Raw genomic sequence first — 15,293 nt, forward strand, 5'->3', positions numbered from 1 at the left:
GGAACTCATCGTCGTTTATTGCGACTTTTCTAATATACCATGCCACCCAATACAAGTCAACACTTTTTTAAAAACTGTTAACGTCTATTAATGCGACAAGAAATAATATAACACACATATCTTTTATAAAGCAATGTTTTTTTAAAAAATTTAAATAAAAAAAACAGCTATTCCTACTAACAAAACTATTCCCGGCACTCCCAATAATCCAGATACAATCGTCGTTACTCCGTTAATCGGCACATAAAGCCCAATAGTAGCCCCTAGCACATTCACAAAAAAAAGCATTAAAATTCCTATTAAGCATTTTACAATAATACCACCTGCAAAACGTAAAGGTTTAACTGGCGCTCCTACTAATAATAAAATAAAGACTAAACTGACTAATAACATAATGACTAACATAGGCTCCATCCAACCATCTCCTTCCATCAAAGCTTGTCTACACATTACATGTCTATGCTTCATACACAAAAAAAAGAACAAACAAGAAGTACCAATCGACTTTTTCAATACCTTTCATTTGAATAGCCATGGCTTCACGCGTTGTCGCTTGATACGACGAGAAGACTACTCGTACCGAGCTTTTCATAACAAGGAAACGAGTTCGCTCATTGCTTAAAGGCCACCAAAAAAGGTAAAAACCTAACTTTTTTGGTGGCCTCACATTTACTGTTTGCTCTTACTTGCATGATTAGCTCTAGCTTCCCTTAATAGAAGCGAATATAATCCTTCTGTTATTTTTGCTCGATTTAAAACTTCGTCAGATGGATCAATACTTCGATTAATCAGTTGCTTTTGTTCATCTAGCTTTCCTTTTAGCATTTCTAATTGACCCAACAAAAGACGATGCTGTTGTTCACGAATCTTTCCTTTTCTCTTAAAAAACATCTCGTCGCCTCCTACAATTCTCTCCGGCCTTCAATCGCCCTAGACAAAGTGACTTCATCGGCATATTCCAAATCTCCACCTACAGGAAGCCCATGAGCAATACGAGTCACCTTAATCCCCGTAGGCTTAATCAGTCTAGACATATACATAGCCGTCGCTTCTCCCTCGATCGTTGGATTAGTAGCAATGATCACTTCTTGAATCGTATCGTCTTGCAATCGTTTTAAGAGCTCAGGTATTTTAACATCTTCTGGTCCAATGCCATCCATTGGTGATATCGCTCCATGTAAGACATGGTACAAGCCACGGTATTCCTTCATTTTCTCCATAGCAATGACGTCTTTGGCATCTTGTACGACACAAACAACCGATTTATCACGACTTTGGTCCTCGCAAATTCTACATGGATCAATATCAGTAATATGATGACAGTTGGAGCAATACGTTAGGTTTCGCTTAGCATTCACCAACGCCTTCGCAAAATCAAGCACATCATCTTCTTTCATATCTAACACAAAAAAAGCCAGGCGACTAGCCGTCTTAGGTCCAATACCCGGAAGCTTCATAAAACCCTCTATTAATTTCGCTATTGGTTCAGGATACTGCAAATAAAAACCCTCCTTTCCCTTCAGAATCATTTACATCCAGACATACCTTTTAGATAAAATCCACCTACACTAAAAAAGGGTAGGTGGATTTATTACAAAAATTGTACACTCTATAAATTTATGTTTTGTTAATTAAAACAAGCCGGGTACGTTCATCCCTTTTGTAAATTTACCAAGGTCTTGTTCCACAAGTTCATCGACTTGCTTTAAAGCTTCATTCGTAGCAGCTAACACTAAATCTTGTAGCATTTCTGGATCGTCTGGGTCAATCACATCTTCAGAAATTTTTACATCTAATATACGCTTGTCACCACTTGCTACAACTGTTACCATTCCACCACCAGCTGTTGCTTCGATCGTTTTTTCTTTTAGCTCTTCTTGAGCCTTCGCCATTTGCTTTTGCATTTTTTGCATTTGTTTCATCATATTACCCATGTTTTTCATTTGTATTTCCTCCTTTTATGAATCACGATCTACCATTTCAATTAATTCTTCACCTACAAGCTTAACAGCTTCCTCAACTAACGCATCATTATTAGCTTCATCATCCGTTTTTCCTTTATCGCTAACAAACTCAGTCTTAACCTGTTCCCATTGTTCACTCAACAATGTCACAAACGTCTGTTGAGTTTGGAAAATGGCTTGTAAGATTGGTTCAAGAACTTCTCGAAACTTTGTATCCATCATATCACGATGCATCTCATTTTGAAACGCTAAAACAACTGTAGAAGAAGAAGCAGCAACTGGTTTACAGTCACTCAACCATGCATGACCTGGCACATTCGTTGTTTTCATCTTCTCCATCACATCACCCCAACGCGACATAACAAGCTGTAAACTTTGCTTATCCGCTGCTTTTAATAGCTCCATCACCTTTGCAGTCGATGCTTTTGATTTTACTGCTTGCGGACGCTTAACCTTTCTCGGTTGTGTAGAGGATTGTTGCTCATTGACTTGAACAGGTTGCTTTTTCATGTCATGAAGCTGCTGCTGCAGAAAATTCAGCTGCTCTTTTAACTCTTGGATTTCCTTCGTTGAATCCAAACCACCTGCATGATGAGAAGGCTCGTATGGCAAGAGCTTCATTAATGCTAGCTCTAAGAAGATTTTCGGATGAGCAGATAGTTTCATTTCTTGTTGGCTACCTGTCAACGATTCAATGGTCTGATGTAACCATTGAGGAGATATTTGTTTAACTAATGCTTGAAATGCTTCATCTGGCTTAGCCCGTTCCAATAAGTCCTCTACATCTGGCGCATGTTTGTAGAGCAATACGTCACGATAGAAATAGATTAAATCCTCTATTAGTCGCATCGGATCCTTACCTTCTGAAACCATACGATCGACTTCTTGTAACGCTTTAATCATATTTTGCTCGATTAAGCATTCAACAATCGTTATTAATGCTTGCTGTGAAATCGCCCCAGTTATCGCTAGAACATCCTCTAGCACGACTTTTTCTTCAGCGAATGAAATCGCTTGGTCGAGAAGGCTCAATGCATCTCTCATCCCGCCTTCAGCTGCTCTTGCAATATGTAATAATGCTTCAGGTTCAGCCTCAATCCCATCAGCAGATAAAATATGTTCAATTCGCGCAACAATCGAATGGCTTGAAATTCGTTTAAAGTCAAAACGTTGACAACGAGAAATAATCGTTAACGGAATTTTATGAGGCTCTGTTGTAGCAAGTATAAACAACACATGACTCGGAGGCTCTTCCAATGTTTTTAACAATGCATTAAACGCTCCAGTGGATAGCATATGTACCTCATCTATAATATACACCTTATAGCGAACTTCATTCGGGGCAAACTTGACCTTATCACGTATATCACGAATTTCATCGACTCCATTATTAGAAGCCGCATCAATTTCCATCACATCGACAATGGCGCCTGATGTAATTCCTTTACAAGCAGAACACTCATTACAAGGTTCCGCAACAGGTGCTTGTTCACAATTGATTGCCTTTGCAATAATTTTCGCAGCACTCGTCTTCCCTGTACCACGTGGACCCGTGAAAAGATAGGCGTGAGAAAGCTTTTCTTGTAATAAAGCATTTTGTAACGTTTTCGTAATATGCTCTTGACCAACAACATCTTGAAGTAGTTGTGGCCGCCATACACGATATAAAGCTTGATAACTCATCACACTGTCCCCCTTCACCTACTTTATATATTATAGCTTTTCACTTAATCAAGAACAATCATCTATTCTAATGTTTTAGAGAAAAACGGCATAACCGTTTTTTCTAATTACATTGTGTGTAGTCGTTACAAGGGTTGAGTTGGCACTCTTTTGTGAATCCTTCTCCACCTTCCTTGATTACACTTCAAGCTGAGAGGTCACCGGAAAAGTTAAAAACAGCTTTTTTTTGCACCTTCTCAATCCTTTTTTTATGCTTACTAATTTAAAAGAGCAACTACGCCCTCGCGAACGTAGTTGCTCTTTTTATAAAAAGGATACCGTGCACCTTCCTTCGATTAAGGTACCACGAGCGTTACCTAAGCAGTTAGCTCGGCCCAGGCGACTCCACGGCACACGGAAGAATCCACTTACTGCTGCTTCCTTCCGGACCTGACAGGGTTCATGGGTTTCCGTTGCGTGGAACCCAAGCGTCAACACCACTTACTTAGGGCAGACCTCGCAGCACCAAAACCTCTAGAAGGGATTCAGCCCCGCTATAGCGGATTGCGAGTTACAAGGCACCGCTACCTCCCCACCTAGCACGGTAAATCGTCATAATGTTGTTATACGTCTTTATCGACGTAGTATTTAGTATAGGGTGTTTTGCTTATAAATGCAAGAGGTGGAATTTGTAAGAATCTCTAGTTTTTCTTTTTTGCTCGTAAACGGCGAAAAAAGGCTGTTAAAATCGCCCCACACTCTTCTGCTAAACATCCTTCAATCACCTTCGTCTGATGATTAAACCGAGAATCATCAAGCAAGTTCATTAATGATCCGACACAGCCAGCTTTAGGATCTCTTGCCCCATAGACAACGGTCGGAATACGAGATTGTAAAATAGCTCCTGCACACATTGGACAAGGCTCTAACGTCACATACAGCGTACAATCTAACAAACGCCAGCTCCCTAGGTTGTTACACGCCTCTTCAATTACCGCTAATTCAGCATGAGCTAATGCTTGCTGATCACTTTCTCGACGATTATGAGCAGAAGCAATGGCCTCTTCCTGATGAACGAGAACAGCCCCAATTGGAACTTCACCTATCATCTCAGCCTTTTGTGCTTCTTGCAAAGCTAGCCTCATCCACTTTTCATGGTTTTGCATAACGAGTCCTCCTCGTATCTTCTCAACCGCTCAGTAAAACGTAAAACCTTTCTCCAAATAAGCGCTCATACCTCGTAAAGAAGAAAAACACTACCAGGAAGGCAGTGTTTATTTATAATGTATGGCGGAGGAAGAGGGATTCGAACCCCCGCGCGGTTTAACCCGCCTGTCGGTTTTCAAGACCGATCCCTTCAGCCGGACTTGGGTATTCCTCCGCGTTTCGTACTGACAAGAAATATAATAACAAACCTGATAACAAGAAGCAAGTCCTTTCTCCTTCATTTTATAAGAAAAAAGCGTTAGCGGAGAGCACTGAAAAAGTCCTTTCTAGTAACTCAAAGAAGAGTAATGGCTCCGCTCGTTGCACGCCTTGCTATGAGAAACCCACTCATAGCAAGACTTTCAAAATCGGGCAACGGCTACGCACATTACTTAAAGGCAACTGAAAAAAGTAAAAATCGCACTTTTTCAATTCCCTTTACAACTACCCGGTTATCTTTGAATGATTACTTAGCTTGAATTACGTCAACACGCATATATGGTCGTAGTACTTCTGGAACAACAATCGATCCATCTGCCTGTTGATAATTTTCTAATATAGCCGCAACTGTTCTACCTATCGCTAGACCAGAACCATTTAATGTATGAACAAACTCTGGCTTTGCTTTCGGTTCACGGCGGAATTTAATATTCGCACGCCTCGCTTGAAAATCTTCAAAATTACTACAAGAAGAAATTTCACGATACGTATCATAGCTTGGAATCCACACTTCAATATCATACTTCTTTGCCGCCGTAAAACCTAAGTCTGCTGTACACATACTCAGGACACGATATGGAAGCTTTAACAATTGTAATACTTTCTCAGCGTGAGATGTTAACTGCTCTAATGCCTCATATGAACCCTCTGGATCTACAAAGCGAACAAGCTCAACTTTGTTAAACTGATGCTGACGAATTAAACCACGTGTATCTCGACCAGCAGAACCTGCTTCAGAGCGGAAATTAGCGCTATAGGCCGTATAAGCAATAGGTAATTGCTCAACAGAAAGAATTTCATCACGATGTAAATTTGTGACAGGAACTTCTGCTGTTGGAATGAGAAAGTACTCCTCATCTTTAATTTGAAAGGCATCCTCTGCAAACTTCGGAAGTTGCCCCGTTCCAGTCATACTTTGACGATTGACGATAAATGGTGGAATGACTTCCTCATAGCCATGTTCATCTTGATGTAAATCCATCATGAAGTTAATAAGCGCACGCTCCAAACGAGCCCCTAAACCTTTATAAAAGACAAAACGGCTACCAGTAACCTTTGAAGCACGTTCAAAGTCTAAGATATTTAAATCCGTCGCAGCATCCCAGTGTGGCTTCACCTCAAAATCGAGCGTTGGAAGCTCTCCCCACTTACGAATCTCAACATTATCATCCTCAGTATCGCCGACTGGTGTACTTTCATGAGGAACATTCGGTATTGTAAGTAAAATATCTTCGAGTTGAAGTTCAAGGCTTTTCAATTCCTCATCAAGTGCTTTAATTTTACTAGAAACTTCTTTTGTTTCAGCTATTAAATGGTCAGCATCCTTTTTCTCACGCTTTAATTGTGCTACTTCTTGCGAAACTTGATTGCGTCGGCTTTTGAGCTCTTCGACTTCAACGATAACCGCTCGCCTTTTCTCATCTAATTCCTGAAAGCGGTCTAATCCAGATATGTCTTCACCACGTGTTTTTAACTTCTCTGTTATACCTTCTAAATCTTTTCGTAAACGTTTAATGTCTAACATTTTACACCCTCCTCGATTAAGCTAACACTTTTATCCAATCTTTCCTTTCAAAAAAAACCGTCCCTTCTATTATGAATAGAAGGGACGGTTTCCCGCGTTGCCACCCTTGTTGTATAGAACAAACATCATTCTATACCACTTTTGCCGATAACAGCGACAACTGTAAGAGCTTTTCACTCTTCACTCAAAGGGAGATTCTAACTAGCGTTTGACTGGTTCGCACCTACCACCAGCTCTCTTAACAAAGCAACTAGCTATACTAATCCTTTTTCCACGTTTTTTTCTATTCTACTACTGACTCCGCTTCCTTAACCATTTGGACAAAAAATTGATGAATACGGTGGTCATCCGTTAATTCTGGATGGAAGGAGCAAGCAAGAAATTGTCCTTGCCTAGCAGCCACGATTTCATCTTTATATTTAGATAATACCTCAACTTCGTTGCCAACTTCAACAATTAATGGAGCACGAATGAATACAGCGCGAACATCATCACCAACTCCTGTAACCTGTAAGTCGGTTTCAAAGCTTTCACGCTGACGACCAAAGGCGTTACGCTCTACTTTCATATTAATGACAGCTAAGTGGCCTTGATCATATCCAACAATTTCCTTTGCCATTAAAATTAATCCAGCGCAAGTCCCAAACATCGGTTTTCCTTGTTTGGCAAATTGCTTTAACGGTTCAAAGAAACCATATAAATCAATTAATCTTCTCATCGTCGTGCTTTCGCCACCTGGTAAAACAATACCATCTAAATCCGCAAGCTGTTCTACTTTCTTCACTACGACTACTTCAGTACCTGGAGCTTGTAAGCATTGCACATGCTCCCTCACAGCTCCTTGTAATGCTAATACACCAACTTTAACCATCGTCGATTCCTTTCTATCCTTACCAACCGCGCTCTTGCATACGATCTGACGGCTCTAAAGTAGAAATCTCGATTCCTTTCATGGCCGTACCTAACCCTTTTGAGAGCTTTGCAATTAACGCATAGTCTTCATAGTGTGTTGTCGCTTCTACAATCGCACGAGCAAATTTCTCCGGGTTATCTGATTTAAAAATACCAGACCCTACAAAGACACCGTCTGCTCCAAGCTGCATCATAAGTGCAGCATCTGCAGGAGTTGCCACACCACCAGCAGCAAAGTTCACGACAGGAAGCTTACCTGTTTCTTTAATTTGCAATAACAACTCATAAGAAGCACCCAAATTTTTCGCTTCTGTCATAAGTTCATCTCTTGACATATTTTGCACTTTCAGAATTTGTTGCTGCACTTTTCGCATATGGCGAACAGCTTCAACAATATTTCCTGTTCCTGGCTCGCCTTTCGTTCGAAGCATTGATGCTCCTTCTTCAATACGACGAGAAGCCTCACCTAAATCACGTGCACCACAAACAAATGGAACTGTGAAATCACGCTTATACAAGTGATACTCTTCATCAGCAGGAGTTAATACTTCACTTTCATCAATATAATCAACGCCCATCGCTTCAAGAACGCGAGCTTCAACAATGTGACCAATACGCGCCTTTGCCATTACTGGAATCGAAACAGCATTTAATACCTCTTCAACAATTGTCGGGTCTGCCATACGTGCGACACCACCGGCAGCACGGATATCAGCTGGAACACGTTCTAATGCCATAACAGCAACAGCACCTGCTTGTTCTGCAATTTTTGCCTGTTCCGCATTAATGACGTCCATAATAACGCCACCCTTTTGCATTTCAGCCATACCACGTTTGACTCTATCTGTACCCGTTTGACTCATTTGAATTCCTCCTATACCTATACGGTCTCTCTAGTAAAATTGACATATCTTTTATTAGTATACATCAAAAGTTCGCAATTCTCTCGCTTTTTAAGAAAAACGCGCTAGCGTTAGGGCACTAAAAAAGGTTGTTTTTAGCTTTTTTGGTGCCCTTTAAGCAATGTGCGAAACCGTTACCTGTTTTGGAAAGCTTGATACGAATAGGTTTCTCGTATCAAGCGAGCAACGCGTGAAGCCATTACTAATCCAACAAAAGGTACTGAAAAAGTCGAATTGTACTTTTTCAGTGGGCTCAATAGCGTCTTTTCTTTATGAACCGAACCAGCCGCTAACTGTATCTGCAACACTTGTCCATATTCCCGCGAAAAAGCCCCCAATCCCTCTCATCATCATGGTAAACCAACCAGCCTTCTCGACTGCTTGATCTGTTACAACAGGCACTTCAACAGAAGCATCTGAGTAAATGTATTCATCTCCGTCTTCTCCATTGTAAGTTAGCACGAGCTTTCCAACTTGTTGTCCAGCTTCGATTGGAGCCTCTAACTTTCCATTTTCATTCAATTGACTCTCATCTAATACAAGCTCTGCACGATATAATTCTTCGTCGCCACTTTGAATCAAAGTTGTTAAAGAGTCTGTACTAGAAATGGTCACCTCATTCTCTTTCCCACTTACTACTTCAACAAGCTCTTCCCCTTCTGGTATATAACCTTCTGGGAATAATTCAATCTGTGAAAATTGATTAAAACCATAATCAAGCAATTTACGAGTTTCTGTAAAGCGTGCTTCTCGATCACTCGTTCTCATGACAACAGAAATTAATTGGACATCCCCACGCTCTGCAACACCAGTAAAAGCAGCTCCAGCAGTACTAGTTGATCCTGTTTTCAATCCTTGAATTCCATCATATGAAAACTGATCAAAGTCTTCTCGAATACCTGGAATCATCCAGTTCCAATTATGCATAACCTCTATTTCATCCGGACCAGCATCAAATTCCATGACAGGAATTTGTGCTGTCTCAAGAATTTCTGGGTAATCATTAATCAAATGATAAGCTAGCTTAGCTGTTGCTCTGGCTGACAAGAGATTTTCAGCATCATCTGACGTCCCATCTGGATGATTTCCGTTCATGGAGCTATTGTTTAATCCAGTAGAATTAACAAATTCATAATCTTCAAACCCTAACTCCTCAGCCTTTTCATTCATTCTTTGCACAAAAGCCGTTTCAGAACCTGCAATTAAATCTGCTAAAGCAATCATTGATCCATTTGCTGAATAAATTGTGACTGATTCATATAACTCCCTTACTGTATATGAATAATCCTGCCTTAATGAAACATTAGATAACGTTTTATTAAGAGATAACTGCCTTACGAAATCGCTAATTGGAACCTCATCATCCCAACTAATCTCACCATTTTCTACAGCTTCAAAGATTAAGTATTGACTCATCATCTTTGTCATACTAGCAATTGGAAGAAGACTATCAATCTTCTTCTGATATAAAACCTTACCAGTCTTAGCATCAATTAATATTGCAGCTTCAGCATCTAAATCAACAGATGCCTCTGCTAGATTAGGCTGTAACCAACCACCCATTAACACCGCCACTACCATCATTAAAATAAGTGGCTTCTTCATTGCTTTGCTCACTCCAGCACCTCCATACCTACTTCGATAGAGGTTATTTTATCACAACCAACTACAAAAAAATAGATAGAGAAGTCTCTATCTATTTCCAAATAATGTGACACTATAATGAATAATTTGGCGCTTCTTTCGTAATTTGAACATCATGAGGGTGACTTTCGCGTAAACCAGCACCTGTAATACGGATAAACTTACCATAATCACGTAAATCATCTAACGTCGCCGTTCCACAATAACCCATTCCTGCACGAATTCCACCAATTAGCTGATGCACCGTATCATTTAATGGACCTTTATAAGGAATACGACCCTCAATGCCTTCTGGAACAAGCTTTTGCGCGTTTTCTTGGAAATAACGGTCCTTACTTCCTTTTTCCATCGCTCCTAATGAGCCCATTCCTCGATAAACTTTAAATTGACGACCTTGATAAATTTCACGCTCACCAGGGCTCTCAGAAACACCTGCAAGTAAGCTTCCTAGCATTACCGCATGTCCACCAGCTGCTAATGCTTTGACAATATCTCCTGAATATTTAATTCCACCATCAGCTATGATTGGAACTCCATGCTTCCTAGCTTCTGTCGCACAATCATAAACAGCCGTAATTTGGGGAACACCAATACCAGCTACAATTCGTGTCGTACAGATTGATCCAGGTCCAATACCTACTTTTACAACACTGGCACCCGCTTCAATTAAATCACGAGTTGCTTCTGCTGTTGCAACATTTCCTGCAATAATCGTTAAATCAGGATATTGAGTTCGCACTTCACGAACTTTATCTAGTACGCCCTTAGAATGTCCATGAGCCGTGTCGATAACGATTGCATCTACACCAGCTTCAACAAGCGCTTCAATTCGCTTATCAGCATCAGCAGAAACACCAATAGCCGCTCCAACAACTAACCGACCTTGAGAGTCCTTTGCTGAATTAGGGAATTCAATAACCTTTTCAATATCTTTAATCGTAATTAAACCTTTTAATATTCCTTGGTCATCTACTAAAGGAAGCTTTTCAATCTTATATTTCTGTAAAATCTTTTCCGCTTCGTCTAATGTCGTACCGACAGGAGCTGTTACGAGGTTTTCCTTCGTCATTACCTCGTCAATTTCAATTGAATAATCTTCAATGAAACGCAAATCACGATTCGTTAAGATACCTACTAACTTTTGCTGCTCATCAACAATCGGCACACCAGAAATACGATATTTCCCCATTAAATGCTCTGCATCAAATACTTGATGCTCACGAGTTAAATAAAATGGATTCGTAATGACACCACTTTCTGAACGTTTGACTCGATCAACGTTTTCAGCTTGAGCTTCAATAGACATATTCTTATGAATAATTCCTAATCCACCTTCACGAGCAATCGCTATCGCCATCTTTGCTTCTGTAACAGTGTCCATTCCAGCACTAATAAGTGGAATGTTAAGCTCTAGGTTTTCACTTAGCTTTGTTTTAACTGAGACGTCACGTGGCAAGATTTCAGAACGCGCTGGAACGAGCAATACATCATCAAAGGTTAGCCCTTCTTTTTCGAATTTATTTTCCCACATCTTCATGTATCCTCCCCAAAACCATTTTTATGAACGTAAAAATATTATTAGTAGCTTATCAAGTGGGTAAACTACTGTCAAGAAAGTGATTAATATAAGATTTTTCTAAATAAACTGACTATTTAAAAGGAGCTATTTAGTATGGATACAACTGAGTTATTTCTCCCTTACTTTTCAGCAACTTATACAAGAAAATATTTAACTTCATCTTATAAAAAGCTGAACTTGACTCAACCTAAAACAAAAAGCTATCATTCTGCGTATTCTTTTATTTATCACTTACAACATGGACAGCTCTACATGAAGCAAGCTTCTCTATCACCCACTGAATTACAGCCTATTTTATTATTTTATGGATTAGTTCAACTGTTAAAGGCATGCGTATTAGCAATAGATCCTACTTATCCAGCGAATAGCCAAGTATTAGCCCATGGTGTGACAACTAGAAAAAGAAAGAAGACGAGTTATCATTTTCTAGATGATGAAGTCAAAATTCAAAAGCACGGTCTTTTTTCTCACTTTTCAGATAAAATGTTTCATGTGAAACAGTTAGAATCTGAAAAATTTAAAATGAATACACTATTCGAACAGCTCGGTGATATGCATGAACTGATCCATCAAATGAATGGTTCTCCAATCTCTTATAGGGCTCAGAAGGAATCTAATAGTATTCAGCTTCCTTCTGAGCTATTAGATTCTTATCATATGACTGTCTCACGTTTTGAGCGATATTTAAGTAGCTTTCCTACAAGCGGATATTCAACAGTCCATCAAATAAACGAACAACGTCATCATTTACACCTTACATTGCAACAACAACCGACTATTCAATATTCAGCACCTTGGCTATATGATCGTAATGGAAATTTGTATTTGTTAAAGTCGTACAGACGTGATGGATATCGCTATTTACCTGAATTAGCCATTCACTACTTATTATTGTACAACTTAAGCATGGTCTGTCGTTATGAAGCTGAATGGTGGGGGGAGTTACTCCATACCTTTGATGGTGAAGATCTTCCTTATATTCTGCATTACCTACACGTTGCCCAAGAAAAAATCCCTTTACTCATAGCCAAATTTCTCCAAGACCTAGTTATATAGAATTGTGCATTATAACGCACGATTAATCCGTGTATGATAACGGAAAGGATACTTCCATCTTCGTTCCTTTCCTTTCTTCACTCTCAACATGAATGTCTCCATTAAAATAATTCACTAGCTTATATACCATAAACAAACCGACTCCTTGTCCAGGTACATCCTGATTTACTTTCTGATATTTCTTAAATAGTTTGTCTATCTCCTCTTCATTCATTCCAACTCCCCGGTCTATCACTTGAATATAAAGAAAATCATTTTGTACAAAGCTTGTTAATGTAACACTGCTCCCCTCATAGCTATACTTAATCGCATTACTTAATAAATTTGAGATCACGAGTCTCATCCCCATCGCATTTCCCCTAACTTGAGCGGTATGAGGAAGATTTATATTTGTGTCCAACTTAATATTTTGCGTCCTTGCCTTTACACTCATACTTTCAACAACTTCATTTATGATTGGTATCATTTCAAGCTGTGACGCTTCCCAAAAAGAATCAACCGTTAACATTTGTTCTGTTTGAATCATATGATTAATTTCATGATCGATAGCCTTCGCATAATCCTCAATTAATTCTAGTTTCACTTTAGAATCATCATGGTTGACTTCCGTCTTTAGAATCGTTGCAAAAGATTTAATAACAGTTAGTGGATTGCGGACTTCGTGAGCAATAACGTGAATAAAATCAAGCTTTTGACGGTATAACTCTAATTCTGACTCAATTTTCTTCTGACTTGCTAATGATGGCAATACAGCATCCCCCATATACAAAGGTGATTTCACTAATTCTGTATCTGTCATTAAGTAAGGGTGACTATTCATCATTTCAAGTTGAACCGCTGCAGGAACTACTTTGGCGTCATAAGAACAAATGGTTAAAAATTGAAAATGATGACTTGATTGATCACATTGACATTCATAAGTATGAAGTTTATCCATATTATCTAAATAATTTTCTAAGAAAACATTTCCCCATACCCTTACTGAAATGTTTTTCTCCGCATAGGAGGTGAATAGTTTATTTAAATATTCAATCGCTCTCTCAAAATGAAAGTCACCGTAGGTTTGATAATAATCAACACTGTTTATGAAGTGAACAAAATCAAGCTCTTCTTCATTTGGTACACTTAGTTCCATTTTTGTTTTTTCAATTGCAACTTGATACATCTCTTCTTTTTCAATAATAATAACATGTTGATTGACTGATTTTGCTGCGACTATTGCTGACACTAAATTTTCTAAGTACAATTCTTCTGAATAATAGACATATAAAACATGTGCCCCTTCATTGATAGTTAACTTCTTCGTTAAAGGTATTGTTTTTTTAGTTACTGTCTTATTCATTATAGCCTCCTTATGTCATTCCCTATTAATGGTCAACACTACCATTATAGTATAAATATAATAGTTAACCGGGCTGAATGCTAATATTAAGAATAAGCCAATTTTACTAGTATGAAGTTGAGTATTGAAAAAGTTGATTTGTATTTTTTTAGTGACCTCCTATTATATAGAAGTCTTATAATCGCAAAATAAAAAAGCCATCAGAGATTTTTTCAAATCTATTGATAGCTTTTTCAGTATAATTTAGGATTCAAATGTTTATTAAATAGATGAGAAATTATTTTGCAAAAATCGTTTTGCTGTTTTATAAATATCGTATACTACCGTAAGTATATATACTGTTCAAAAATGTCAGTAAAATCTTTCATTCGATAAGCTTGGTCATACTCTCTTAATCGGTCAAATGTATACTCATCGACCTTCTTATACTCAGATAATAAATCGTTGTGAGTTAAATGAACATACTGCAACACCCTAGACGCATGTTCTAAGCTTTTTTCAGCTAGACCTTTAACGATTTGGTTATCATAGATTATTTCTGAAATATGTAACAAAGCTCTATATATTTGTTTAGCGTACTCCACTTCTCTACGGGCAATGGCAATTGTAACCTTTTCATCACCGATGTTGAAAATAATCTCAACATCTAAGTCAATTCTTCCTGCTGTTTCTAAAGAAACATCGTCAATAGGAAATTTATAGTAAGGATATCTTCTCATTGTTCGTTTAGAAGTAACAGCATTTTCTCCGTCAATATGAATTAAAGCTAAGTTAGTAAAACAATATTCATCTGCCTTAGTTTTAATAAGAAAATAAATCTTTTCTCCGTCTCCCTCTCGAATAAAATCATTTGAATCTGTTTGATTAAAATCGTTAGGGTGGATTACCTTTCCAATGTCCGATAACCCTAATGCATCGGCTGCCATTTTTTTAAACATTTTACATCACACTTCTTTCATTTTTATTTATTGTTTGTTGCTCTCGTTACCCCTATTGAACTTTTTATGACCTCCTAGATATAACTATTTCATGATGCATAGATGTAGTCTTAATGATGTTTATTTATTATAATACATATTTACCGTTAATAGGGTTAAATTCTAATTCGTTATCAGATTGTACTTTATCGATCGACAACGTCCTGGCTCTTGCTTTCTCTTCTACGGGGAGGTGAGGCCACTGAAAAAGTGCTCGTTTACTTCGGACTTGGAAGGGAGCTTTGATTCGTCTCACAGGGGGACCTGTTGCTTTTCTTGATGCTTCTTCACGGCGATCCATCGGC

At 38.6% G+C, this 15,293-nt stretch carries 15 protein-coding genes, 1 tRNA gene, 1 other RNA gene and 1 other annotated feature; of the genes, 1 reads left to right on the forward strand and 16 read right to left on the reverse strand.

All coding sequences use genetic code 11. The features are described from left to right. Nucleotides 1-150: 150 nt before the first annotated feature. The 13 genes from ACERJO_RS20290 to guaB form a co-directional block, all read right to left on the reverse strand. Entirely contained in the window at nt 151-414 is a 264-nt protein-coding gene (locus ACERJO_RS20290; RefSeq protein ID WP_373648687.1) for a pro-sigmaK processing inhibitor BofA family protein, read from the reverse strand. Between the two features lie 255 nt (nt 415-669). Then, nucleotides 670-891 (reverse strand): YaaL family protein, encoded by a 222-nt coding sequence (locus ACERJO_RS20295; RefSeq protein WP_373648688.1) that lies wholly within the window; start codon nt 889-891, stop codon nt 670-672. Nucleotides 892-902: 11 nt separating this feature from the next. Next, nucleotides 903-1,499, reverse strand: coding sequence for a recombination mediator RecR (gene recR / locus ACERJO_RS20300; RefSeq protein WP_247107568.1), 597 nt, complete (start codon nt 1,497-1,499; stop codon nt 903-905). A 132-nt stretch (nt 1,500-1,631) separates the two neighbouring features. After that, nucleotides 1,632-1,943, reverse strand: coding sequence for a YbaB/EbfC family nucleoid-associated protein (locus ACERJO_RS20305; RefSeq protein ID WP_035347241.1), 312 nt, complete (start codon nt 1,941-1,943; stop codon nt 1,632-1,634). A gap of 15 nt (nt 1,944-1,958) precedes the next feature. Next, nucleotides 1,959-3,647 carry a DNA polymerase III subunit gamma/tau gene (gene dnaX / locus ACERJO_RS20310; protein ID WP_373648689.1) on the reverse strand — a complete coding sequence of 563 codons (1,689 nt, stop codon included), beginning with the start codon at nt 3,645-3,647 and terminating at the stop codon, nt 1,959-1,961. A 317-nt stretch (nt 3,648-3,964) separates the two neighbouring features. Further along, an RNA gene (gene ffs / locus ACERJO_RS20315) (signal recognition particle sRNA large type) lies at nt 3,965-4,231 on the reverse strand. A 96-nt stretch (nt 4,232-4,327) separates the two neighbouring features. Then, nucleotides 4,328-4,792: a tRNA adenosine(34) deaminase TadA gene (gene tadA, locus ACERJO_RS20320; RefSeq protein ID WP_373648690.1), complete on the reverse strand. Its 465-nt coding sequence runs from the start codon at nt 4,790-4,792 to the stop codon at nt 4,328-4,330. 122 nt (nt 4,793-4,914) lie between these two features. Continuing rightward, nucleotides 4,915-5,007 (reverse strand) — tRNA-Ser (locus ACERJO_RS20325). Nucleotides 5,008-5,298: 291 nt separating this feature from the next. Further along, complete coding sequence (gene serS, locus ACERJO_RS20330) at nt 5,299-6,576, reverse strand: serine--tRNA ligase (protein ID WP_373648691.1); 1,278 nt, start codon at nt 6,574-6,576, stop codon at nt 5,299-5,301. A gap of 77 nt (nt 6,577-6,653) precedes the next feature. Beyond that, nucleotides 6,654-6,859 (reverse strand) — a binding site (T-box leader). Further along, nucleotides 6,860-7,447: a pyridoxal 5'-phosphate synthase glutaminase subunit PdxT gene (gene pdxT, locus ACERJO_RS20335; RefSeq protein ID WP_247107564.1), complete on the reverse strand. Its 588-nt coding sequence runs from the start codon at nt 7,445-7,447 to the stop codon at nt 6,860-6,862. It lies immediately after the preceding feature. A gap of 19 nt (nt 7,448-7,466) precedes the next feature. Further along, nucleotides 7,467-8,351, reverse strand: a complete 885-nt coding sequence (gene pdxS / locus ACERJO_RS20340; protein WP_247107563.1) for a pyridoxal 5'-phosphate synthase lyase subunit PdxS — start codon at nt 8,349-8,351, stop codon at nt 7,467-7,469. A 309-nt stretch (nt 8,352-8,660) separates the two neighbouring features. Next, nucleotides 8,661-10,007: a D-alanyl-D-alanine carboxypeptidase family protein gene (locus ACERJO_RS20345; protein ID WP_247107562.1), complete on the reverse strand. Its 1,347-nt coding sequence runs from the start codon at nt 10,005-10,007 to the stop codon at nt 8,661-8,663. A 100-nt stretch (nt 10,008-10,107) separates the two neighbouring features. Then, nucleotides 10,108-11,565, reverse strand: coding sequence for an IMP dehydrogenase (gene guaB, locus ACERJO_RS20350; RefSeq protein WP_373648692.1), 1,458 nt, complete (start codon nt 11,563-11,565; stop codon nt 10,108-10,110). Nucleotides 11,566-11,706: 141 nt separating this feature from the next. On the opposite strand from guaB, the gene ACERJO_RS20355 reads away from it, so the two are divergent. Next, the gene (locus tag ACERJO_RS20355) at nt 11,707-12,669 is read left to right on the forward strand and encodes a YaaC family protein (RefSeq protein WP_247107560.1); all 963 of its coding nucleotides are present in this window, start codon (nt 11,707-11,709) and stop codon (nt 12,667-12,669) included. Nucleotides 12,670-12,691: 22 nt separating this feature from the next. Here ACERJO_RS20355 and ACERJO_RS20360 read toward each other — a convergent pair whose 3' ends face one another. The 3 genes from ACERJO_RS20360 to ACERJO_RS20370 all read right to left on the reverse strand — a co-directional run. Next, entirely contained in the window at nt 12,692-14,011 is a 1,320-nt protein-coding gene (locus tag ACERJO_RS20360; protein ID WP_373648693.1) for an ATP-binding protein, read from the reverse strand. Nucleotides 14,012-14,331: 320 nt separating this feature from the next. Beyond that, the gene (locus tag ACERJO_RS20365) at nt 14,332-14,949 is read right to left on the reverse strand and encodes a PH domain-containing protein (RefSeq protein WP_373648694.1); all 618 of its coding nucleotides are present in this window, start codon (nt 14,947-14,949) and stop codon (nt 14,332-14,334) included. A 127-nt stretch (nt 14,950-15,076) separates the two neighbouring features. Next, the coding region (locus tag ACERJO_RS20370) for a hypothetical protein (protein WP_373648695.1) at nt 15,077-15,293 on the reverse strand (217 nt) is incomplete at its 5' end.

The organism is Halalkalibacter sp. AB-rgal2, from assembly GCF_041821005.1.
Lineage (GTDB): Bacteria > Bacillota > Bacilli > Bacillales > Bacillaceae_D > Halalkalibacter.